This window comes from Paenibacillus sp. FSL P2-0136, from assembly GCF_037975325.1.
GTDB classification, from domain to species: domain Bacteria; phylum Bacillota; class Bacilli; order Paenibacillales; family Paenibacillaceae; genus Paenibacillus_AQ; species Paenibacillus_AQ silagei.
Map to the genome: position 1 here is coordinate 2,050,008 of NZ_CP150244.1, position 22,789 is coordinate 2,072,796.

A 22,789-nucleotide genomic window follows, 5' to 3' on the forward strand; every position below is an offset into this window, starting at 1 on the left:
TTTTGCGTTCGTTTTTTTCTATCCCTCCGATAAAATCATTTGATGTCCTGTAAAGCTTCCACGTTGTTCACATAACCGTCAAAATCCGGTATGATAATTAAAGGTTAAAGAGCAGAAATTTAGTTGCAATCTTCTGAGCCGGTCCTGAAGCTTTTTTTCTGAGAGAGTTGAAATACTTGGAAATGTAAATGTTTACATGAGATTTGAAGCGGCACTATACACTCTTGTTGGCAAAGGAGAGAGATACTATGACAGCTACTAAAGGACTTGAAGGCATTGTTGCAACGACCTCCTCAATCAGCTCTATCGTAGATGGAGTGCTCACTTACCGCGGCTATGATATTGACGATCTTGCGGACCATGCCACATTTGAGGAGACCGCTTATTTGCTGTGGTTCGGCAGTCTGCCGACGGTGCCGGAGCTTGAAGCTCTGCGGCGCGACCTCAGCGCTCACGCTCCGATCCCGGAGCAGGTGCTCACTCAAATGAAGCTGTATCCCAAGGAAGCCAACACCATGGCCGCTTTGCGTTCTGCCGTATCGAGTCTGGCGCTGTACGATGAAGCCGCCGATGATATGAGCAAGGAAGCGAACCAGACCAAGGCGCTGAAGCTGCAGGCGCAGATTCCGACCGTAGTTGCCGCGCTTGCACGCATCCGCAAAGGCCTGGAGCCGGTAGCTCCCAAGGAAGGCTTGACCATCGCTGAGAACTTCCTCTACATGCTGTGGGGAAAAGAGCCGGATGCGGTATCCGTCAAGGCGCTGGATACGGCGCTTGTGCTGCATGCCGACCATGAGCTGAATGCTTCGACTTTTGCCGGACGGGTAACGGTAGCGACCTTGTCCGACATCTATTCCGGTGTGACCTCAGCAATCGGGGCGCTTAAAGGGCCGCTGCACGGCGGGGCGAATGAAGCTGTGATGAAGATGCTTGAGGAGATCGGCAGCCTGGACGCGGTGGAGCCGTATATCCAGGGCAAGCTGGAGCGCCGCGAGAAGATTATGGGCTTCGGACACCGTGTCTACAAGAACGGCGACCCGCGCGCCAAGCACCTGATGAAGATGTCCAGCGAGCTGGGCACGATGAAGAATGACACCAGTCTTTATGACATGTCCGTCAAGGTGGAAGAGCTGATCACCAGCCAAAAGGGGCTGAAACCAAACGTCGACTTCTATTCGGCATCGGTCTACACACAGCTGGGGATTGAACGGGAGCTGTTCACCCCTATCTTCGCAATCAGCCGTACTTCGGGCTGGACGGCGCACATTCTGGAGCAGTACGAAGACAACCGTATCATCCGTCCGCGTGCGGAATATACAGGCATGTCCGACATGAAGTACGTCCCTGTAGACGAGCGATAACAGGCTGGCAGGGAGGGCGGCCCTTGCGGGCTGCTCTACCCCTTTAGTACAATGAATGATATGAATGCTTATACATCATACTTTTAGGAGGAATATCTACCAATGTTGAAACTGGAACAATACGATCTGCCCACAGAAGGCGAACAAATTACAATCGAAGACGGCAAGCTGCTGGTTCCGGATCAGCCGATCATTCCATTCATCGAGGGTGACGGGACAGGCCGTGACATTTGGAAAGCCTCCAAGCGGGTGCTGGATGCAGCTGTAGAGAAAGCCTACGGCGGCAAGAAGAAAATTGCATGGTACGAAGTGTTTGCCGGCGAGAAGGCCTTCAATACATATGGTGAATGGCTGCCGAACGACACGCTGGAAGCGATCCGTGAGTACATTGTGGCCATCAAGGGCCCGCTGACCACTCCGATTGGAGGAGGTATCCGCTCCCTGAACGTAGCGCTGCGCCAGGAGCTTGACCTGTACGTATGTCTGCGCCCGGTGCGCTACTTCGACGGCGTTCCTTCTCCGGTGAAGCATCCTGAGCTGGTGGATATGGTTATTTTCCGTGAGAATACAGAGGATATCTATGCTGGTATCGAATATCAGGAAGGCTCTGCCGAAGTGAAAAAAGTGATCGAATTCCTGCAGAAGGAAATGGGCGTGAACAAAATCCGCTTCCCGGAAACATCCGGTATCGGTATTAAGCCTGTATCCGAGGAAGGCTCGAAACGCCTTGTTCGTTCAGCAGTAGAGTATGCGATCAAGCACGGACGCAAGAGCGTAACCCTGGTACACAAAGGCAACATCATGAAGTTCACTGAAGGCGCCTTTAAGAACTGGGGCTATGAAGTGGCTGAACAAGAGTTCGGCGATAAGGTCTTCACCTGGAACCAGTACGATGTCATCAAGGAACGCGACGGTGAAGCGGCTGCGAATGCTGCCCAGAAGGAAGCCGAAGCTGCAGGCAAGATCATCGTGAAGGATGCCATTGCGGACATTGCGCTTCAGCAGGTATTGACACGCCCGACAGACTTCGATGTCATTGCAACGCTGAACCTGAACGGTGACTATCTCTCCGACGCACTGGCTGCCCAGATTGGCGGCATCGGTATCGCTCCGGGAGCGAATATTAACTATATTACGGGACATGCTATTTTCGAAGCTACACATGGTACGGCACCTAAGTATGCTGACAAGGATGTAGTGAATCCGGGCTCTGTTATTCTCTCCGGCGTTATGCTGCTTGAGCATCTGGGCTGGCAGGAAGCGGCTGACCTGATCTACCAGGGAATGAGTACGGCGATTAACAACAAGACGGTTACTTACGACTTTGCCCGCCAGATGGAAGGCGCGACTGAGCTGAAATGCTCTGCTTTTGCTGACGAGATCATCAACCATCTGTAAGAGGCCGGGCCGGTAAATACTACAGATATAAGCTGCACATCCGTGTAGCTTATATCTATGTAGGCCGCCTTCAGACTATCATCAGGTTAGGAGGGCTACCGTGGCGATCAAACGTTCAAAAATCACTGTCGTAGGTGCCGGATTCACCGGCGCGACCACGGCGCTTATGCTTGCCCAGAAGGAGCTTGGCAATGTAGTGCTGCTTGACATTCCTCAGCTTGAGAATCCTACCAAGGGCAAGGTGCTGGATATGCTCCAAGCGGGACCCGTGCAGAACTTCGATGCTCAAATTACCGGAACTTCGAGCTATGAGGACGCAGCGGACTCTGACATCGTTATTATTACCGCAGGGATTGCCCGTAAGCCCGGCATGAGCCGTGAGGATCTGGTCAATACCAATGCGAACATCGTCAGATCGGTCTGTGAGAATGTGAAGCGCGTGGCTCCAGAGTCCATTGTGATCATACTGACCAATCCGGTGGATGCGATGACATACGTGGCCTATCATGCGCTCGGCTTCCCCAAGAACCGTGTCATCGGGCAATCCGGGGTGCTGGATACGGCCCGCTACTGCACCTTCATCGCTAAGGAGCTTAATGTATCGGTAGAGGATGTACGCGGCTTCGTGCTGGGCGGCCATGGCGACGATATGGTGCCGTTAGTGCGTTATTCCAGCGTAGGCGGTATTCCAATCGAGACGCTTATCCCGGCAGATCGCATTGCAGAGATTGTGCAGCGTACCCGTGTGGGCGGCGGTGAAATTGTCAGCCTGCTTGGGAACGGCAGCGCGTACTTTGCTCCGGCAGCATCCCTGGTTCAGATGGCGGAGGCTATTCTCAAGGACAAGAAACGGATCATACCGGTAATCGCTCTGCTTGAGGGTGAATACGGCTATGAGAACCTGTTCATGGGAGTTCCTGCGCTTTTGGGAGCGGAGGGCATTGAGCGGATTTTTGAACTGGAGCTTACGGCGGAGGAACAGGCGGCACTCGACCAGTCCGCTGATTCGGTCCGCACGGTGACTTCCTCTGTAACTATGTAACCCCGGCAATCTGCCGGAGCCCCTCAAATTGAAATGGAGGAGATTATGATGGGTCATGTTTTCTTTTTTCTGCATATGATCGGGACACTGGCACTCGGTTTCTATCTGGTGCTGCCGTTTATCTTAAGCGGGACGGCTAAGCTGTCCTCCCCGGCGAAGGAAGGCACGCTCAGTGCAATCGGCGGATTCAACCGCTTTGCCCAATACGGGCTGGTGATTCAGCTGCTGACCGGCGGCTACATGATGACTAAGGGCGAGTATTCTGTACCTTGGATGATCATTGTTACGGTGCTTCTGCTGGCTATGTTCGCGTTCGGCGGGATTATGACCAAGCCTCTGCGCCTTGCTGCGGCTGGCATGAGAGAGAACCGCGATGTCTCTGCGGAGACAGCCAAGATACGTACCATGAGTCTGTTGCTGATGGTCTCGCTGGTCGTCATGATCTTTTTCATGGTCTACAACACAATTATCTAAATAACCTGCTGCCGGATGGGCAGTGTGATAACAGCTCTGGAAGCCTCGGCCTCCAGGGCTGTTTCGCATGTCTGGATGCACATGGTTGGATATTGTTCCCAACGGCTATGTATTCCGGTACACTGTGATTAGGTGCTTGGTTCATTTGGCATCACATACATACTTAGGAGTGAGCGCAGTAATGATAGGAAGAAAATTAGTAACGGTCGGGCTGGGTCTGGGCTTGCTGCTGGGTTCAGCCGGGCATATGTCTGCGGCAGCCGATTATGAAGGACACTGGGCGCAGAAGCAGATGAGCCGCTGGCTGGAAAAGGGATGGCTGAAGGGATTCGCGGACGGGTCAGTCCGGCCGGATCAGGCGATCACTAGAGCGGAATTTATCGCGTTAATCAACCAGTTGGCCGGGCTGACGGCTGAGAGCAAGGTGAAGGCTGATTTCAGCGATCTGCCTAAGACAAGCTGGGCATACGAAGAAATCTCGAAAGCGCTGGAAGTGGGCATCATCAAGGGTTACGGAGGCACGATTCGTCCGGGCGATCCCGTTATGCGCCAGGAGGCGGCGATTATGGTGAGCAGAATGATGTATTTTGAGACGGGAAGCACGGAGGTATTATCCATGTTCAGCGATAAGGATCAGATTGCAGGCTGGAGTGAAGCCGATGTCGCTGCACTGATCAATGACGGAGGAATGAAGGGGTACCCGGACGGGCGGTTTGCTCCAGAACAGGCGATGACCCGGGCCGAAGCAATTGCACTGCTGGATTATTACAATGTCACAAGCGGCGGCTTGCAGAGTGTAACTATCAGCCATTCTGAGGGGCTTGGAAGCTTTGAACCGGGAGCCGTCAAATACTATAACAATGTCACTGTATCCGGCTATGATGTGCTGCTGCAGAATCTGAAGATTTTTGGAGACCTGGTCCTGGAGGAAGGAATCGGCAACGGAGAGGTGAACTTGGACAGTGTTGAAGTACTAGGCAAGGTCATCATACAGGGAAGCGGAGATCCCTCAGTGCAGCTCAAGAACACAACCATGAACCAAGTGATTGTGCAGAAAAATAGTGGAACTGCCCGCCTGGTCACCGAAGGTACAGCCTGGGTGAAGGCATTGTCGGTACAGTCCGGTGTAAATCTGGAAGAGGGGGAGGGTACCGGAGACGGGTTCACAGATATTGATCTGCCATCCGGCCTTGCAGCCGGGATCGTAGTGACGCTTAACGGCAATTTCGGAGATGTGAACATTGAAGCCAAAGGACCCGTCCTCCACCTGCAAAAAGGCTCCATACGCACGCTTAAGACCGCTGCCACTGCAACAGGGGTTAAGATAGAGCTGGATGAAGGGACAACGGTGACGCAGGCGATTCTAAATACGTCAACGAAGGTTACGGGTGCGGGTAAGGTTCAGGATGCAATTGTGAAGGAAGATGAATAGAGTTCTGGAAATAAGGCCGCTATCCCAAGGAGTGAGGTCTTGTCATGAGGGGCGATGTACTGCTATGAAGAGATATCGACCCGATTTATGCGAAAACAAACATGTCTTTCAAGGCACAGCTCCAGCATGAAAATGAGCAACGTGCCTAAAAACAGAATACAGCATCGTTCCCCGGTCTATCTCTATATCCCGTTTCGCCCCAGGTACTCCCGGTCCAGTATCGCGTAAAAGTATTGGTTCACCCACTGGTCATTCCAGTGTATTTCTTCCCGGAATACGCCCTCGCGGACCATGCCTAGCCTATCCAGCACCTTGATGGATGCGGTATTGTATTCATTGCACATAGCCACGACTCTATGGGCCTTCCATTCTTCAAAAGCAAGCTTCAAGGCCAGCTGCGCCGCCTCGGTGCCGTAGCCTTGCCCCCGGTATTCAGGGAACAGGCTGTAGCCCAACTCCCAGCTCTCGCGCTCTTTTACATACCAATGTATACTCAGTTCCCCTACAGGGGTTGCTTCGGGAGTGGCTAGCCTGATCAGGAATTGTCTATGCCAGTCGCTCTGGATTCGTTCCGCCACAGTCTTCCGGACTGCCTCCTTGTCGGTTGGAATCATATCCTCGAAGGGCCAGAGTGAAGCGCTCATTTCCAGATCTGTGATGAAATCGATATCGTCCGGGGTGACCGGAGATAAGGTGATTCTTGCATTCATTGTGCGATACCCTCCTGCTAGTATGATTTCGATACGATCTTGCCGTGGTTCCTCACAAAGTATAGGACATTCCCCTTAGCGGATATAGATAATATTCTTTTTGGAAACGTTCGTTCCTTACCGTACTACCGTTCCGATATAGGCACCGTTGAATGAAGATTGGCTGTTTGGGCGGCTGCCAAGTGTGGTAAGTAACATAACGTACAGTCAAGCAGGCACACTGCCTGATGCATAAACACCAGACCTTAAGCCATGCTAACATGATTAATCAACAATACTGTGGACAGCGAAAGGAGAATGGATTATGCCAGACACTAACAAACAACCTGTCAAAACTCTGCCCCCGCAGGTACAGGATCAGCGCCCGGGAATTGAGAGTGAGATGAACCCGCTCCCGGAGTTTGAGACACCGGCGTACAAGGCAGCAGGCAAGCTGCTGGGCAAGGCTGCGCTCATTACCGGAGGCGACAGCGGGATCGGGCGTGCGGTTGCCGTTCATTTTGCCAAGGAGGGCGCGGATGTGGTGATCTCCTACTTGAACGAGCATGAGGATGCGGAAGAGACCAAGCGCCAGGTTGAGCAGGAGGGCAGAACGTGTATTCTGATCGCCGGAGATATCGGGGACGAATGCTTCTGTCAGAGCTTGATACGTCAAACCGTTGAAGGACTCGGCAAGCTTGACATCCTGATTAACAATGCGGCGGAGCAGCATCCGCAGGACCATATTGAGGACATTACAGCGGAGCAGCTGGAGCGTACGTTCCGGACGAATATTTTCTCCATGTTCTACCTGACGAAGGCAGCTATGCCTCATCTTAAAAAAGGCGCTACGATCATTAACACGACCTCCATCACGGCGTATCGCGGCAGCCCGCAGCTGCTGGACTATTCGTCCACCAAAGGAGCCATTCTCAGCTTCACTCGTTCGCTGTCAATGAATCTGGCCGATAAGGGCATCCGCGTGAACGCAGTAGCGCCCGGACCGATCTGGACCCCGCTGATTCCGTCAACCTTTGACGCGAAGAAGGTCAGTGAGTTCGGCGGCACCCAGCCGATGAAGCGCCCGGGGCAGCCTGAAGAGCTGGCACCGGCGTATGTATACCTGGCCTCGGACGATTCCTCCTATGTGAGCGGACAGGTGATGCATGTGAACGGCGGTGAGGTTGTCAACGGATAATGGGTGCAGAATAAGATCTGGATGCAGATTCTTTAATCGGCATCTTCAGAAATCGTGTGCAACATATAAATTCTATTTTTAAAAAGCCTAACCGCTTGCCGGTAGGCTTTTTTTCAGCGCTTGTAACTATTACAATATAATTCCGTCTATTTAGATAATTTGATATGAATAGGGGATTGGGATGCTTAGAAAAAAAGGATTCATTCTATCTGCAGCGGGGATTTTAGTTTTTCTGGTAGTGTTCATTTATTTGACTCCTTTTGCAGGAAGACTTGTGGCAAATACAAGATTGGAAGGAAATGCAAAAAGCATTGGGGTTAGAATTACACAGGAATCGCCGCCGCTACCCCTTGTTACTTCCGGGAAAACCCAAATTCCGGTTACCCAAGGCAGCTATTGCTGGGGAAAATTAGGATGTGCGGATTATGCAGGAGGACAATCCATGGTACAGGGGGTTACTCCCACTGCTATAGCCCCTGAGGGGGGGATCAATGTTGCTTTTACTTATAAACCGGCACCCGGCGGGTTAACCGTTCAGCAATTTGTCGATGATAAAGAAGTGCAAATTCCATTGAAGAACGGCTCTTTTAATGCTCCAAAAGAACAAGGCGTTTATTACTACGGCATATCAGCATTCTGGACATCCGAGGATGGTAAATTTTCAGAAGGGAGTTCATCCGTGGCTTTTGTAATTGAAGTAAAATCTACGAAAGAATAGCTCTAACAGGAATTATATGCTAATATACAAAAAGCAAGGCCAAACAATAGCATAGAACGATCACTAGGGGAGCCGCAAGGCTGAGACGGGCGTATCTGCTCGGACCCTTTGAACCTGATCTGGGTTATACCAGCGTAGGGAAGTGGAGAACGAATATTGCAGCGGGGGTATACGGCTAATACCGGTATTCCTGTTTCTATTCCAGACTGCTTCCTTATGGGGGCGGTCTTTTTTGTGTTTGGAGGTAGGGATCAGCGTAGTGCTGAGGAGAGGAAGGTGGACGTGTTGCACGAAATTCATGTCATCTCAGACGGACGGCTCCACCCTGAGAAGCTTGCGGAGCTGGCTGCGGCGGTACATCCCATGGTGGATTATATCCATCTCCGGGAAAAAGCCATGTCCGCCCGCGAACTGCTGGCGGCGGCGCAGCAGATGCTTCAGGCCGGGGTTCCGCCTTCGAAGCTGGTCATAAATGACCGGATCGATGTTGCCTTGGCCGCTGGGGCAGGCGGTGTACAGTTGGCCTGGCATAGCCTTCCGCCAGCCGCAGCACGCGGGCTTGCACCGGGCCTGCGGATCGGCAGATCGGTACACTCGCAGGAAGAGGCTGCGGAGGCTGGAAGGCAAGGAGCAGACTTCTGCCTCTACGGGCATGTTTTCCCGACAGCTTGCAAGTCGGGGCAGCAGGCACGGGGACTTGCGCAACTGGCCGAGGCTGTCCGCTGGAGCCGCATCCCGCTGATTGCGCTTGGAGGGATTACCCCGGGTAATGCCGGAGCGGTGCTGGCCCAAGGGGCGGCTGGCATTGCTGTCATGTCGGGGATCTGCGGAGCCCCGGACCCGGTGGCAGCGGCCATGGCGTACAGGGAAGCGGTCCACAGGGACAGGGCAGCGGAGCTGGCTGAAGCGCTGGATATGGCTCAAACACAGGGCACAGCAGGAGGTGAACAGGCATGAATGTGACCGTTAACGGAAAGAGGCAAAGAATCGAAGAGAGCTGCCGGACACTGGAGGATCTGCTCTCCCGGCCCGAGTGGGCCGGTAAGCTGGTGATTGTCGAACTGAATGGTGAGCTTGCTGGCAGAGAGGTTTACGGAGAGACACTGCTCAGTGAGGGGGACCGGGTGGAGCTGGTTCATTTTGTAGGCGGAGGCTGAACACGAAGACTTATCCCAGGAGGCGTTAACATGCAAGATCCATTGATGATTGGCGGAGTGACTCTAACCAGCAGACTGTTCATTGGTACCGGAAAATACAGCCGCAACACCCTCATTCCCGAGGTGATTACGCGATCAGGCTCACAGGTCATTACCGTTGCTCTGCGCCGGGTGGACCCGGAGAGCAGTGACAATATTGTCAGCCATATTCCTTCCCATATGACCTTACTGCCTAATACCTCCGGTGCGCGCACCGCAGAGGAAGCAGTACGGATTGCCCGGCTGGCGAGATCGGCGGGGCTGGGGAACTGGGTGAAGATTGAGGTCATCAACGACCAGAAATATTTGCTGCCGGATAATACCGAGACCATCCGGGCGACCGAGATCCTTGCAGCAGAGGGCTTCGTGGTGCTTCCGTATATGAGTCCTGACCTGTCCGCCGCCCTGCGGTTGAAAGCAGCGGGGGCTGCGGCCGTGATGCCGCTGGGAGCGCCGATCGGGTCCAACCGCGGACTGCAGACCAAGGAACTGATCCGGATTCTGATCTCCGAGACGAATCTGCCGGTGATCGTGGATGCCGGAATCGGCAGACCGTCCGAGGCGGCTGAGGCGATGGAGATGGGGGCCGCAGCGGTGCTGCTTAATACAGCGATTGCCACCGCCTCGGATCCGCTGCTGATGGCAGAAGCCTTCCGTGACGCGGTAGCCGCAGGGCGCAAGGCTTATCTCGCCGGACTGGGGCCTGTGGAAGAGACGGCGGCAGCCTCTTCACCGTTGACCGGGTTCTTGGCCTGACAGATGGAATAGGAAGGAGAGAACGGTTATGAGCTTTTATGAGACGATGACCCGGCTGGAGCAGCTTCCTTACGGGACGCTATGGAGCCGGTATACGGCAGAGGATGTGAAGCGTGCGCTTCGTGCAGAGCGGGTGGATGAAGAGGGGCTGATGGCACTGTTGTCACCGGCAGCGGAGCCTTATCTGGAGGAGATGGCGCAGAAGGCGCACCGCTTAACGCGTACGCATTTCGGCCATGTGATGCAACTGTTTACACCGATGTACCTGGCTGATTATTGCGTGAATCACTGCACGTATTGCAGCTTCAGTTCTATTTATGATTTTCCGCGCAAAAAACTGACGCTGGAGCAGGTCGCCCGGGAAGCGGAGACCATCGCAGCCACAGGCCTGCGCCACATTCTGATTCTGACCGGAGAATCCCGCAGGGACAGTCCGGCCGGTTATGTGAGGGACTGCGTGAATGTGCTGCGCCGCTATTTTGCCTCCGTCAGCATTGAAGTGAATCCGCTCTCGACAGCAGAATATGCTGAGCTCAGAGAAGCTGGCGTGGACGGTCTGACGCTCTATCAGGAGGTCTACCATCAGGAAACTTATCGTGCGCTGCATGTAAAAGGACCCAAACGCGTCTACCGCAACCGTCTGGACGCTCCCGAACGGGGCTGTCAAGCCGGGTTCCGTTCGGTGAATATCGGAGCCCTGCTTGGCATGTACGAATGGCGCCAGGAGGCGCTGGCCACTGCGCTGCATGCGAGATATTTGCAGGACAAGTACCCGGAATGCGAAATCGGGCTGTCGACTCCCCGGTTCCGGCCTTACTTAGGCGAATTCAATCCCGCAAGCGATGTAACCGACCGTGCGCTGGTGCAGATTATTCTGGCCTACCGCCTATTTCTGCCGCGCTCCGGCATCTCGCTGTCTACACGCGAGCCTGCGGCCTTGCGCGATCATCTGGTCCAGCTCGGCATCACGAAGATGTCCGCAGGGGTATCCACCGAAGTGGGCGGACATTCCCTGGAAGGGGGAACGCCGCAGTTTGAAATCTCGGACAACCGCAGCGTGAACGAGATGGCCGAGATGCTGCGTTCGCAAGGACTCCAGCCGGTATTCAAGGACTGGGATATCCTGTCCGAGCCGCTTGGGTTTGAGATAGGCAGGCTGAATCTGGTTGAGCCTGATGTGACCAAACCGGATGTAATTTAAACTGATCAGGATAAACGAATGAACTTAACTTGACTAGACTAAGCGAATCAACTTAAACTGACCAGACTAACCGTGCCTAACTTAACTTGACCAGACTAATCGTGCCTAACTTAACTTGACTAGACTAACCGTGTCTAACTTAACTTGACCATATGCAAATAACCCGCTTCATGGCGGGTTATTTGCATTGTATAAGGGTTATAAGTTGCATGTGGGCCAAACGTGTGCGAAAAACCGAACACAATTGGTGCGGATGGAGAAAATGCGGGCCGTTTAAGAGCGGCATTCGCATAGCATTGTTAACACGTAAGTATATCAGCCAACGCTAGGAGCCAACACATGCGAATGTGTACTCTATCTACTCTATAGATTCAGGCTCTCCGGCAGACTGTCCCTGACTCGCACTGGAAGACAGCTCGTCCAGCGACATTTCGAAGCCCGGAGCCATGTGTTTAAGGAAATACTCCATCTCAGGCATCTCCAGCACATGCAGCTTCGCGGCAGTCTGCTCCCTGGCAGCGGCGAATTCGCGGTTGCCTGCGGCGACCTCCCAGACGCATTTCAGGTAAGCGTCCAGCACATCCGCTGCCTTGACGTAGCGGAGCAGTCCGGCATCCTCGGAGCCGGGAGGGCTGGTGTGCGGCTGCAGGAGCGGCGCATAGACTGCGCTCAGCTCCGGCGGGATCATGGCCGCCAGCCGGTCGGCGGCCACCTGCTCCATCTCGCGGAAGCTGGACAGCAGACGCGAGTTGTCATGCTTCACCGGCGTAGCGATGTCGCCGGTGAAGACCTCGGTGGCGTCGTGGAACAGCGCCATCGTGGATGCGCGGTCGGCGTTCAGCGAGCGGCCGAAATGGGCATTGCCGATGGTGCACAGCATGTGCGCCAGCAGGGCGACCTGGAATGAATGCTGCGCCACGTTCTCCGGGGCGGTGCTGCGCATGAGGCTCCAGCGCTGGATATATTGCAGCCGGTAGAGATAGGCGGAGAAATGGTAGTTCAATTTTGAAGTAACCCCTTTCATGAGCAGCTTAATGTGCTATTATAGTAACTAATTGTACCAGAGTTAGGGCCGCTTGAACCAGATGGAGAGGAGACTGAATGAAGATGCAGCATTTTGAAGAGAGCATTTATAATTTGATTGTAGAGACCTCCACGAACCTGCCGGGAGATGTGCGCCGGGCAGTGGCCAGAGGGCGGGCGCTGGAAGACCGGGCGACACGCTCCGGACTGGCACTAACCACGATAGCGCAGAATATCGGGATGGCGGAGCAGCAAATATCGCCGATCTGCCAGGATACGGGGATGCCGACTTTTATCATTCATACGCCGGTGGGCGTGAATCAGATAGAGATGAAGAAGGATATTCACAGCGCAATTATCCGCGCTACGAAGAACGGGAAGCTGCGGCCCAATTCCGTGGATTCACTAACCGGCGAGAACAGCGGGGATAATCTGGGGGCAGGGACTCCGGTGATTCACTTCGAGCAGTGGGAGGAAGAGAGCATTGACGTACGGCTGATTCTGAAGGGCGGCGGCTGCGAGAATAAGAACATCCAGTACAGCCTTCCGGCAGAGCTGGAGGGACTCGGCAAAGCCGGACGCGACCTCGACGGTATCCGCAAGTGCATCCTGCATTCCGTATACCAGGCGCAGGGCCAAGGCTGTAGCGCAGGATTCATTGGTGTAGGCATCGGCGGCGACCGTACCACGGGCTATGAGCTGGCGAAGAAGCAGCTGTTCCGCAAGGTTGAGGATGTGAATCCTAATGAAGATTTGGGCAAGCTGGAGAATTACATTATGGAGAATGCCAACAAGCTCGGAATCGGCACGATGGGCTTCGGCGGTGAAGTGACGCTGCTGGGCTGCAAAATCGGGGTAATGAACCGGCTGCCTGCCAGCTTCTTTGTCTCTGTAGCCTATAACTGCTGGGCCTTCCGCCGCCAGGGCATTCTGGTTCATCCGGCTACTGGTGACATTCAGGATTGGCTGTATGAGAGCGGCACCGGGATATCTGTTGAGGGGGAAGCTGCACCGCAGCCGGTTGCTGAACCTGTGGGTGTAGCTGCGGCAGAACGGACAACTTCCGGCGTGGTGCCAGAGGATGCTACGATTCCTGCGGCACCGGCTATTGTATCCGGGACGGGTGAAGCAGCTTCGGATGCAGCCGTTTCAGGGAATGGGGCAGGATCTGAACCGGCTGCGGCAGCTTCCGCTGGCTCAGGCGGCTCGCGCGAGATCCGTCTGACCACACCGATCAGCGAGGAGGATATCCGCAGCCTGCGTGTCGGCGATGTGGTGATCCTCTCCGGCGAGATGCACACCGGCCGCGATGCCCTGCACAAATACCTCATGGATCATGACACCCCTGTCGATCTGAACGGTGCCGTCATCTATCACTGTGGCCCGGTCATGCTGAAGGATGATGAAGGCTGGCATGTGAAGGCGGCTGGCCCGACGACCAGTATCCGCGAGGAGCCGTATCAGGGCGATATTATTAAGAAGTTCGGCATCCGCGCTGTAATCGGCAAAGGCGGTATGGGACCCAAGACCCTCAAGGCCTTAGGGGAGCACGGCGCGGTCTACCTCAATGCAATCGGCGGTGCGGCGCAGTATTACGCAGAATGTATCAAGAAGGTCAACGCCGTAGACTTCATGGAATTCGGTATTCCTGAAGCGATGTGGCATCTGCAGGTGGACGGCTTCGCAGCGATCGTGACCATGGATGCGCACGGCAACAGCCTCCATGCGGATGTCGAAAAGGATTCCGCCGCCAAGCTGGCCCAGTTCCGCGAGCCGGTGTTTAAGTAACAGGACTTCAAACAAAGAAACAGCGTCAGCCATGGACGAGCGTAATGTCCATAGACTGACGCTGTTTTATTGAATTAGCGTATACCGGAATTTTTCAATATACGACTCTTTCTTGTGCTCTACACGCTGCAAATGGTCATAGAAGCTATGGGTGAATTTAAACACGTGACCATAATCCCAATCCTGCCCGCTATAGTCCTTTTGCCAAAACTTAATGTCGGTCGGCAATACGTCCGCACGCTCAGCCGGCTTCAGGGGCAAATGATCGACAGGTGAAACCAGCTTGATGGGTTCTCCAGGTACAAGGTTACGGCTGTGGCGCAGAACTGTAATCAATTTCATTAAAGGCGGTAACCCTCTTTGGAAAAAGGAGACATGGCCAAGGTCATATAGGATGTTTAGCGCGTGGGAGAAAGTCAGCATATGACCGATCAGATCATGATGTGCTTCTGCCCGGTAAATGACAGGGAAATGAGCTAATTCTTCCAGCACAAGCGAAGAAAGCTCGCCGGGCGTCGAGATGACCGGAAAGCCGTCCTCGTCTGTAACCTCCATCCTCTTCACCTCGGAAGCAGAGAAGCCAATCCATGACCGCCCCGGAATTGTCCGCTCAAACGAGCGGATAAGATCGGTTATTCCTGCAAGATCCTCCGTACTTCCCCAGCCTTTAAGTTCGTGGATGGAGAGCAGACACGATGCGCTGTAAATCACATTATGACCGACCCAGTGTAACTCATCAATCGTTGCATCGAGGGCCTCAAGTATGGCAGTTACAGCCAGCTGCTCGTCACAGCCGGTACGATGTTGTATGCCGTTCTCCCCAATTTTCCTTTGGATCATCGCTTCGGTCTGCAAAGCTACAAGTCGGGCAAGCTCTGGTGCCGGATTATTCGTTTTAATAAAAAAATAACTGCCAATAGCGGCAGCACCAAAGTGAGCCTGCCAGATATCCCCTGTGTCTTTTTTACATGAAGAGATGATTCGTAATCCGTCCCGCAGAATGGATGGGCTCATTATAATATCGCTCCCCTTATATTGCAGCATTTTTATTTATCAGTCTAACATTATATTTTTTGGAGGCAACCGCTTCCTGAAAAGCACCTGCAGTTATTCAACTGTGCCGAATAATATTTTTTTCATGTTTTGCAGAGTCGGCAGCCCCTATAGGATGCGGCTTGTGGAAGTTATAAATTATATGTCTTGACAGCGCATACATGGACATGTTAATTTTTAGTGGGGAAACCGGTTTCCCTATGTTAAAAAGATTGGAGTTATTGACGGCAGCTTATTCGTTACTGAAAGTGTATTGCATTCGGTTTACATGAGAGGGAGATGAGGAATGAAAAGTAAACGTACACGCCTACTTGTTCCCGTTCTAATCACATCCATTGTATTGTCGATCATGATGAATCTGTTTGTCCTGCCGCCAGCCAAGGTGGAAGCAGCCAGTATTGGCACCGTAACCGAGAATGACACGATTTATCAGATTATGGTTGACCGCTTCCATGACGGGGATTCTTCCAATAATGCAACAGGCGCGGCTATCCGCTACGGGGAGAACTCCGAGGAGGACTTCCGGTATATGAAGGGCGGGGACTGGCAGGGGGTCATTGACAAGCTCCCGTATATTCACAATATGGGCTATACCGCGATCTGGATCTCACCGGTAGCCGAGCCCCAGATGACTAACCGTGAGAACAACGGTACCGGCAAGAACACTGCCTACCACGGATACAATGTCAAGGACCCCAACAAGGCCAACCCTTACTTCGGCACCAAAGAAAAGCTGAAAGAACTTGTAGACTCCGCACATGCGCTCGGGATTAAGGTGATCATTGATGTCGTGCCTAATCACATCGGCGATTATATGCTGGGCACACAGGCGTATTATGATATCCCGACATTGCAGCCTGCGGCCCCGTTCAATAATCCGGCCTGGTATCACCATAACGGTGACATTAACTGGTCGCTTGCCGATGGACGCTACGATCAGTGGGCCCAGGATTATCTGGAGAATCATGATCTGGGCGGTCTGGATGATATCGACTTCGATGTTCCTGCCGCCAAGCAGGCCATCTTCAGCTCAATTAAGGGCTGGTTTGATTATACGGGGGCAGACGGCGCCCGGGTCGATGCGGCCAAGCTGATGAAGCCGACCGATATCGGCGAGCTGCAGAATTTACTGGGCGTGAATACTTTTGGGGAGAATTTCGACGGCAATGCCGAATTCGTCTCCCGCTGGGTCGGTACCAATAAGGAGTGGGGGATGCTCGACTTCCCGTTGTTCTTCTCCGTGCTGAACAGCTTCGCGTACGGGCAGTCTTTTGACGCAAATATTAAAGGCACCCTGGCTCAAGATTCCTACTACGGCGGCAACGCTAACCATATGGTAACCTTCATCGACAATCATGACCGCAACCGCTTCCTGACCGAGGCCGGGGGCAGTGTAGAGAAGCTGCAGAATGCTTTGTCCTTTATCTTCACCGTGCGCGGAACGCCTGTGGTCTTCCAGGGAACCGAGCAGAACAAGGGCAACGGCAACGGGCAGATTATGACGGGCGGAATCGCGGATACGTGGAACCGCTGGTCGATGGTGAAGCGGGATGCAAACGGCAATGTACTGGAGAATTATTTCAATGAGAATGCCAGTACCTTCAAGCATGTAGCCAAGCTGAACGAGATCCGTAAAAACAACCCGGCCCTGCGCACCGGCACCCAGCGCGAAATGTGGTCCGCACAGAATCTGTACGCCTTCTCCCGGCGGATTGACACCGGCACGAATGTCGGCCAGGAAGTGATCTCCGCATTCAGTAATGCGTCTGGGGGATCACAGACAGTGACGCTGCCGCTGCGCGCCGAAAGCACGCTTACCGCAGGTACGGTTCTGGTGAACCAGTTGAACCCATCTGATACTGTGACCGTGCAGGCAGGCGGTGTCACTGGTAAGCAAATTACAGTTACCCTGGGCGCCAATTCGGCCAAAATCTACTCCAAAACCCAGCCGGTAACCGATACGCAGGCACCAAGTGTTCCGGGGAATGTAACAGCAACTGTACAGAATGCCTCCAGCGCGCTGGTATCCTGGTCAGCTTCCACTGATAATGTCGGGGTTACCGGCTACGAGATTTACCGCAACGGGGTGAAGATCGGGACTTCGGCAACGACCTCTTTTACAGATAACGGACTTGTAGGCAGCACTAATTATTCTTATACGGTAAAAGCGTATGACGCCGCCATGAATCTGTCGGCCTTCAGCGCAGCCGCGCTGATCGTTACCCCTGCCGGTAACAGTGTGACGATCTACTACAAGCAGGGTTACACCAATCCATATATTCATTACCGCCCGGTGGGCGGGACTTGGACGACATCTCCGGGGGTAGCCATTCCAGCCGCCGAAGTAGCAGGCTATAACAAAATCACGATTAACATTGGCGCAGCCACCCAGCTCGAAGCCTGCTTCAATAACGGCAGCGGCACTTGGGACAGCAACGGCGGCAGCAATTACCTGTTCGGCACAGGCACTTGGACCTATACGCCTACAGGCAATATCCAGGCAGGTGGTCCAGTGACGCCAACGGCTACGCCGACCGCGACACCGACCGCGACACCGACGGTAGCACCTACAGCGACACCAACCGTAGCACCAACAGCGACACCAACTGTAGCGCCGACCGCAACACCTACACCGACTGTAGCGCCAACGGCGACACCTGTGCCAACCGCTACTCCGGCAGGCAACACGGCGACGATCTATTACAAGAATACGGCCTTCAGCAATTCGTATATCCATTACAAGCTGGACGGGGCAACCACCTGGACGACTTCACCGGGAGTGCCTATGCAGGCCTCAACCTTCAGCGGCTACAAGTCCATTACCATTCCGCTCGGCACTGCCACAGGACTAACCGCAGCCTTCAATAACGGCAGCGGCACCTGGGATAACAATGGCGGGAATAACTATCATTTTGGTACCGGCAGCTCCAGTCTGGTTGGGGGAAGCTTGACCTCCGGGGAACCGCAGGCGGACAGCGTCACCTTCCGGGTGAGCGTTCCGGGCTCGACTCCAGCGAATGCTCCGGTCTATCTGACGGGTTCGTTCAACAGCTGGAATGCGGCAGATCCGGCCTACCTGCTGACCCGTGGCAGTGATGGCATCTATTCCATCACCTTGAGCCTTCCGGCAGGCAGCGCCGTGACGTATAAACTGACACGCGGAAGCTGGGCCACGGTAGAGACCGCGTCCAACGGTACAGATATTGCGAACCGTTCGCTTACGCCGGCAGGCGGAGCACAGACAGTGACGCTAAGTGTGCAGCGCTGGAAGGATCAGTAAGCAGCTTGAGGGGGTGAAGGATGGATATCCGCCGCCCCCGTTTTTTTTGACGAAGAAGAATGAACCCGATCAGAAGGAGTTGACCAATGACCAAGCAATCCAGGTACCTGCGCAAAATTACAGCCCTGCTCCTGGGCGGGCTTCTAGCCGTTCCGGCATTAGTGTCCCCTGTCTCGGCAGATATTGCCGCTACGCATGTCTATCATAATCATATGCCGAATTTCTGGGCTTACTATGACCTGAACACTTATAATTCCACGCCTGTAGGCAGCCCGATCCGTTATACCTACGATGGTGAAGTCATCCAGCTGAAGCAGAATCCGCCCGTGGGATATCCCTATTATCTGCCGAATGGATCTCCCATGCCCCACGATGATCTGGTGTCTTATTATTCCCATCACGCCAAGACAGGCGCGTATTTAACCTGGCCCTGGAGTGTGGCGAACACGCTGCACAGCAATCATCCCCAGGCACAGATGCATGTCACCATGTCGGGGTCAGTAGTGAACAATGTGAACAGTATTATTCAACAAGCAAATGTAAGCGGATACAACAATCCGGCCTGGGGAACCCCTTGGAAGAACGCTGTGAATCAGCTTCGGACCACAGGCGGCGACAACATGCTCGACCTGATTCATTTCTCCGGACACCATTCTATGGGACCTCTGGTCGGAAACGATTATTTGCTCAAGGATATGATCTATCATGGAGCTACGATGGCTCAGCCTTATTTCCTGGGCAGCAGCTATAAGTCATCGAAGGGATTTTTTCCGACAGAGCTGGGGTTCTCAGAGCGGATCATCCCGGTGCTGAACAAGCTTGGCATCCAGTGGTCCGTGATCGGCAACAACCATTTCTCCCGCACACTTAAGGATTATCCGCTGCTGGACAGTCCAGGCACAGATACGATGATCTCACCGCCCAACCGCAGCGATCTGCAGAATGTAAGCACGGCCGGGGCCTGGGTGAGTGAACCGATGTTCAATGAACAGCAGGTGGTTCACAATAAATATCCTTTTGCCTCAACGGCCCATTGGGTCCGTTATGTGGACCCGGCAACCGGGGTTGAATCGAGAGTGGTTGGTGTGCCTGTCGCCCAGGCGCAGTCTTGGGAAGAGGGGTATCTCGGCCAGGTAAAAGCAGATGTGCTAAAGCCGTATGAGAATCTGGTTGCGCAGAAGCAGATTTTTGTCGTGGCCCATGACGGGGATAATTCTTCGGGCCGGGCCGGCTCCGAGGAGACCTGGCGCAATGCCGGGAGTGTCACCTATGCCAGCAGCGGTGTGACCGGAATGGGGATCGATGAGTATCTGCGCAGCAATACACCGGCCGCTTCCGATGTGGTCCATGTGCAGGACGGCTCCTGGATCGATACCCGGGATTCGTCCTCCGATCCAACCTGGTACCACTGGCATCTGCCGTTTGGGATCTGGAAAGGCCAGTTCGCGGCCTTCAATCAGGTGAACGGGACTGCTTACGCCCCGAAGAAGAATCTGGCGGGTGCCGAGGAAGGCATGACGGTATCCTTCGAGAAGGGCTATCATTATCTGGAGCGTAATTTCGCGTTATTACAAGCTTCCCTGAACTATGCCAAGACCGCCGAGCAGATCTGGCTGGAGGAGCATCCGAATTACTGGAAGCCGGCGAACCCGCTGGACCGGGAAGTGACCTACGAAGGCAACCAATTGAATCCGTGGATGCTCTCTTATCCTGTGAAGGGCAATGCTGCGAATGATTACGCCGGAGGTGCCAATCCCGCTGAGCTGGCCTGGTATTTCCTGCTGCCTGCGATGGACTCGGGCTTCGGCTATTACGATGAGAATGTGGATGACAGTGTGAAGCCGGCGTTGTCCTTCAATCAATCGCTGTATTTCTCGAAGCCCTATGTGTCGCAAAAGCTGGCCAAAGACAAAACCGGCCCCTCCGTCTGGTGGCCCCAGCGCTACCCGTACAATCCGGGCAGCGCCAATGTCAGTAAGGCAGAGGGCTGGACCCTGCAGCATTACAATAATGCTTTTGCCATCTATACGTATGCCTTCGACACCAGCGGAATCAGCGAGATCAAGGTAAAGGTCCGGGCACACCGCGATAAGACGGCAGACGCAGCAGATAATTCGTTCAAAGTATATGATCCCGCAGGTCTGGCCGCAGCAGGAGTACCTGATATTGATCCCGCCAAGGTTGGTGCGTGGACAGAATACCCGATGAATGTCCGTGACCTGAGCGCCGATATTAACGGTGTCGACTGGCAGCCGAGCAGCAAGACGATTATGCAGAAGGTTGCGGCCACGGATATCGGGAACCTGTATTTCTCCTACATCTCCGATTACCGGGATCAGCTGTTAGACTACTATATTGAAGCCAAGGATGCTAAAGGCAATGTGACCAAAAGCGATATCCAGCAGGTCTATGTCGGCGCCGGCAAATATAAGCTGGAGAACGGCAAATATAAGGAGAGCATGCAAGGTTCGATTGAAGGAACGCATCCGTTCATCACAGATGTGCCCGCTGTCCCGGATACTGAAGCTCCGGCTGTTCCAGGCAATTTTCAGGCCACGGTAATTAATGCTTCTTCTATCGGGCTGACCTGGAATGCTGCTACGGATAACGTCCGTGTCACCGGCTATGAGATCTACCGCAATGGCGTCCGAATCGGAACAACAACTTCCACCTCATATACAGACAGCGGCTTGTCAGCCAGTACAGCATATGAATACAGAGTTAAAGCCTATGATGCCTCCGGCAATCTCTCCGGCTTCAGTGCGGCAGCAACTGCAACCACACCGGCGGGCAATAATGTAACGCTCTATTATAAGCAGGGTTATTCGACTCCGTACATCCATTACCGCCCGGCTGGGGGGACCTGGACGACAGCCCCTGGCGTAGCGATTCCGGCGGCGCAAGTGGCAGGCTATCACAAAATCACCATTAATATCGGCGCAGCCACCCAGCTCGAAGCCTGCTTCAACAACGGCAGCGGCACCTGGGACAGTAACGGCGGCAGCAATTATCTGTTCGGCACCGGTACCTGGACCTACACGCCTACAGGCAATATTCAGTCGGGTGGTCCCGCTGCGCCAACCGTTACGCCGACAGTTACGCCCACTGTAGCTCCGACAGCTACACCAACCGTAGCACCAACAGCGACAGTTAAGCCAAGTGCAACACCTGTTGTAACACCGACCGCAACACCGACCATGGCGCCTACTCCAACACCAACGGCAACGCCAACGGTGGCACCGACAGTTAAACCAAGTGCAACGCCTATTGCAACGCCAACAGCTACACCAACTGTATCGCCGACCGCCACACCGACTGTAGCACCAACGGTAGCACCGAGCGCAACACCAACCATAGCACCAACACCGACCCCTGTGCCAACCGCCACTCCGGCGGGCAACACCGCGACGATCTATTACAAGAATACGGCATTCAGTAACTCATACATTCATTACAAGCTGGATGGAGTGACAACCTGGACTACTTCACCAGGTGTGCAGATGCAGGCCTCAACCTTCAGCGGCTATAAGTCCATTACCATTCCACTCGGCACTGCCACCGGATTGACCGCAGCTTTCAATAATGGCAGCGGGACCTGGGATAACAATGGCGGGAATAACTATCATTTTGGTACCGGCAGCTCCAGTCTGACGGGAGGCCACCTGATTACCAGCGAACCGCAGGCGGATAGCGTAACCTTCCGGGTCAGCGTTCCCGGGTCCACTCCGGCGAATGCTCCGGTCTATCTGACGGGTTCATTCAATAGCTGGAATGCGGCAGATCCGGCCTACCTGCTGACCCGTGGCAGTGACGGCGTCTATTCCGTCACCTTGAGCCTTCCGGCAGGCAGCGCCGTGACGTATAAGCTGACGCGCGGAAGCTGGGGCACGGTAGAGACCGCATCCAGCGGTGCAGATATTGCGAACCGGACGCTCACGACGTCAGGCGGGTCGCAGACGGTCACACTGACCGTGCAGCGCTGGAAGGATCAGTAGCGCTTGTAAGTAACAAAACGGGGCCGCCCTTACTAAGTGGTGTAGTATGCCAATTAGGAAGGGCGTTTTCTGGTTGGAGAGGTGTGCGTGCCAAATGTAATCGAAAAACCGATCACAATGCGCAGGTTGGGAGTGCACGTGCCAAATGTAATCGGAAAACCGATCACAATGCGAAGGTTGGGGTA

At 54.0% G+C, this 22,789-nt stretch carries 17 protein-coding genes and 1 riboswitch; of the genes, 14 read left to right on the top strand and 3 right to left on the bottom strand.

All coding sequences use genetic code 11. From position 1 onward, the window contains the following. The first annotated feature begins 248 nt into the window (after positions 1-248). The 5 genes from citZ (at position 249) to NYE26_RS08525 (ending at position 5,707) form a co-directional block, all read left to right on the top strand. On the top strand, positions 249-1,361 hold the full coding sequence (citZ, locus tag NYE26_RS08505) for a citrate synthase (RefSeq protein ID WP_036725592.1): 1,113 nt from the start codon (positions 249-251) through the stop codon (positions 1,359-1,361). 102 nt (positions 1,362-1,463) lie between these two features. After that, positions 1,464-2,759, top strand: coding sequence for an NADP-dependent isocitrate dehydrogenase (icd, locus tag NYE26_RS08510; RefSeq protein ID WP_036725590.1), 1,296 nt, complete (start codon positions 1,464-1,466; stop codon positions 2,757-2,759). Positions 2,760-2,859: 100 nt separating this feature from the next. Then, positions 2,860-3,801: a malate dehydrogenase gene (gene mdh, locus NYE26_RS08515; RefSeq protein WP_339255125.1), complete on the top strand. Its 942-nt coding sequence runs from the start codon at positions 2,860-2,862 to the stop codon at positions 3,799-3,801. Positions 3,802-3,849: 48 nt separating this feature from the next. Next, the gene (locus tag NYE26_RS08520) at positions 3,850-4,275 is read left to right on the top strand and encodes a hypothetical protein (protein WP_036695834.1); all 426 of its coding nucleotides are present in this window, start codon (positions 3,850-3,852) and stop codon (positions 4,273-4,275) included. Positions 4,276-4,456: 181 nt separating this feature from the next. Further along, positions 4,457-5,707 carry an S-layer homology domain-containing protein gene (locus NYE26_RS08525; protein WP_339255126.1) on the top strand — a complete coding sequence of 417 codons (1,251 nt, stop codon included), beginning with the start codon at positions 4,457-4,459 and terminating at the stop codon, positions 5,705-5,707. Positions 5,708-5,889: 182 nt separating this feature from the next. Here NYE26_RS08525 and NYE26_RS08530 read toward each other — a convergent pair whose 3' ends face one another. Then, positions 5,890-6,417 (bottom strand): GNAT family protein, encoded by a 528-nt coding sequence (locus NYE26_RS08530; RefSeq protein ID WP_339255127.1) that lies wholly within the window; start codon positions 6,415-6,417, stop codon positions 5,890-5,892. A 304-nt stretch (positions 6,418-6,721) separates the two neighbouring features. On the opposite strand from NYE26_RS08530, the gene NYE26_RS08535 reads away from it, so the two are divergent. The 6 genes from NYE26_RS08535 (at position 6,722) to thiH (ending at position 11,465) form a co-directional block, all read left to right on the top strand. Further along, positions 6,722-7,594, top strand: a complete 873-nt coding sequence (locus NYE26_RS08535; RefSeq protein ID WP_209872520.1) for an SDR family oxidoreductase — start codon at positions 6,722-6,724, stop codon at positions 7,592-7,594. Between the two features lie 181 nt (positions 7,595-7,775). Next, a complete protein-coding gene (locus NYE26_RS08540; RefSeq protein WP_339255128.1) occupies positions 7,776-8,312 on the top strand; it encodes a hypothetical protein in 537 nt (178 codons plus the stop codon). A gap of 55 nt (positions 8,313-8,367) precedes the next feature. Further along, positions 8,368-8,470, top strand: a riboswitch (TPP riboswitch). A gap of 118 nt (positions 8,471-8,588) precedes the next feature. Then, entirely contained in the window at positions 8,589-9,269 is a 681-nt protein-coding gene (locus tag NYE26_RS08545) for a thiamine phosphate synthase (protein WP_339255129.1), read from the top strand. After that, positions 9,266-9,469 (top strand): sulfur carrier protein ThiS, encoded by a 204-nt coding sequence (gene thiS / locus NYE26_RS08550; protein WP_036725578.1) that lies wholly within the window; start codon positions 9,266-9,268, stop codon positions 9,467-9,469. The genes NYE26_RS08545 and thiS overlap by 4 nt, the downstream gene beginning before the upstream one ends. 30 nt (positions 9,470-9,499) lie before the next feature. Continuing rightward, positions 9,500-10,264, top strand: a complete 765-nt coding sequence (locus NYE26_RS08555; RefSeq protein ID WP_209872516.1) for a thiazole synthase — start codon at positions 9,500-9,502, stop codon at positions 10,262-10,264. A 28-nt stretch (positions 10,265-10,292) separates the two neighbouring features. Next, positions 10,293-11,465 carry a 2-iminoacetate synthase ThiH gene (thiH, locus tag NYE26_RS08560; RefSeq protein ID WP_339255130.1) on the top strand — a complete coding sequence of 391 codons (1,173 nt, stop codon included), beginning with the start codon at positions 10,293-10,295 and terminating at the stop codon, positions 11,463-11,465. Positions 11,466-11,823: 358 nt separating this feature from the next. Here the strand turns inward: thiH and yfbR are convergent, their stop codons facing one another. Next, complete coding sequence (yfbR, locus tag NYE26_RS08565; protein WP_155991445.1) at positions 11,824-12,468, bottom strand: 5'-deoxynucleotidase; 645 nt, start codon at positions 12,466-12,468, stop codon at positions 11,824-11,826. A 104-nt stretch (positions 12,469-12,572) separates the two neighbouring features. Between yfbR and NYE26_RS08570 the strand changes: the two genes are divergently transcribed. Then, positions 12,573-14,276 (top strand): fumarate hydratase, encoded by a 1,704-nt coding sequence (locus NYE26_RS08570; protein ID WP_209873009.1) that lies wholly within the window; start codon positions 12,573-12,575, stop codon positions 14,274-14,276. Between the two features lie 66 nt (positions 14,277-14,342). Here NYE26_RS08570 and NYE26_RS08575 read toward each other — a convergent pair whose 3' ends face one another. Beyond that, complete coding sequence (locus tag NYE26_RS08575; RefSeq protein ID WP_339257404.1) at positions 14,343-15,293, bottom strand: hypothetical protein; 951 nt, start codon at positions 15,291-15,293, stop codon at positions 14,343-14,345. Between the two features lie 322 nt (positions 15,294-15,615). On the opposite strand from NYE26_RS08575, the gene NYE26_RS08580 reads away from it, so the two are divergent. Together NYE26_RS08580 and NYE26_RS08585 are read left to right on the top strand one after the other, a co-directional pair. Then, on the top strand, positions 15,616-18,609 hold the full coding sequence (locus tag NYE26_RS08580) for a carbohydrate binding domain-containing protein (protein WP_339255131.1): 2,994 nt from the start codon (positions 15,616-15,618) through the stop codon (positions 18,607-18,609). Between the two features lie 86 nt (positions 18,610-18,695). Continuing rightward, positions 18,696-22,604 (top strand): carbohydrate binding domain-containing protein, encoded by a 3,909-nt coding sequence (locus NYE26_RS08585; RefSeq protein WP_339255132.1) that lies wholly within the window; start codon positions 18,696-18,698, stop codon positions 22,602-22,604. Positions 22,605-22,789: the final 185 nt, after the last annotated feature.

What these genes read in the sequence shown, in the direction of transcription:
- citZ (WP_036725592.1), top strand. Translation starts at nt 249, where the DNA reads ATGACAGCTACTAAAGGACTTGAAGGCATTGTTGCAACGACCTCCTCA.
- icd (WP_036725590.1), top strand. Translation starts at nt 1,464, where the DNA reads ATGTTGAAACTGGAACAATACGATCTGCCCACAGAAGGCGAACAAATT.
- NYE26_RS08520 (WP_036695834.1), top strand. Translation starts at nt 3,850, where the DNA reads ATGGGTCATGTTTTCTTTTTTCTGCATATGATCGGGACACTGGCACTC.
- NYE26_RS08525 (WP_339255126.1), top strand. Translation starts at nt 4,457, where the DNA reads ATGATAGGAAGAAAATTAGTAACGGTCGGGCTGGGTCTGGGCTTGCTG.
- NYE26_RS08530 (WP_339255127.1), bottom strand. Translation starts at nt 6,417, where the DNA reads ATGAATGCAAGAATCACCTTATCTCCGGTCACCCCGGACGATATCGAT.
- NYE26_RS08535 (WP_209872520.1), top strand. Translation starts at nt 6,722, where the DNA reads ATGCCAGACACTAACAAACAACCTGTCAAAACTCTGCCCCCGCAGGTA.
- NYE26_RS08540 (WP_339255128.1), top strand. Translation starts at nt 7,776, where the DNA reads ATGCTTAGAAAAAAAGGATTCATTCTATCTGCAGCGGGGATTTTAGTT.
- thiS (WP_036725578.1), top strand. Translation starts at nt 9,266, where the DNA reads ATGAATGTGACCGTTAACGGAAAGAGGCAAAGAATCGAAGAGAGCTGC.
- NYE26_RS08555 (WP_209872516.1), top strand. Translation starts at nt 9,500, where the DNA reads ATGCAAGATCCATTGATGATTGGCGGAGTGACTCTAACCAGCAGACTG.
- thiH (WP_339255130.1), top strand. Translation starts at nt 10,293, where the DNA reads ATGAGCTTTTATGAGACGATGACCCGGCTGGAGCAGCTTCCTTACGGG.
- NYE26_RS08570 (WP_209873009.1), top strand. Translation starts at nt 12,573, where the DNA reads ATGCAGCATTTTGAAGAGAGCATTTATAATTTGATTGTAGAGACCTCC.
- NYE26_RS08580 (WP_339255131.1), top strand. Translation starts at nt 15,616, where the DNA reads ATGAAAAGTAAACGTACACGCCTACTTGTTCCCGTTCTAATCACATCC.
- NYE26_RS08585 (WP_339255132.1), top strand. Translation starts at nt 18,696, where the DNA reads ATGACCAAGCAATCCAGGTACCTGCGCAAAATTACAGCCCTGCTCCTG.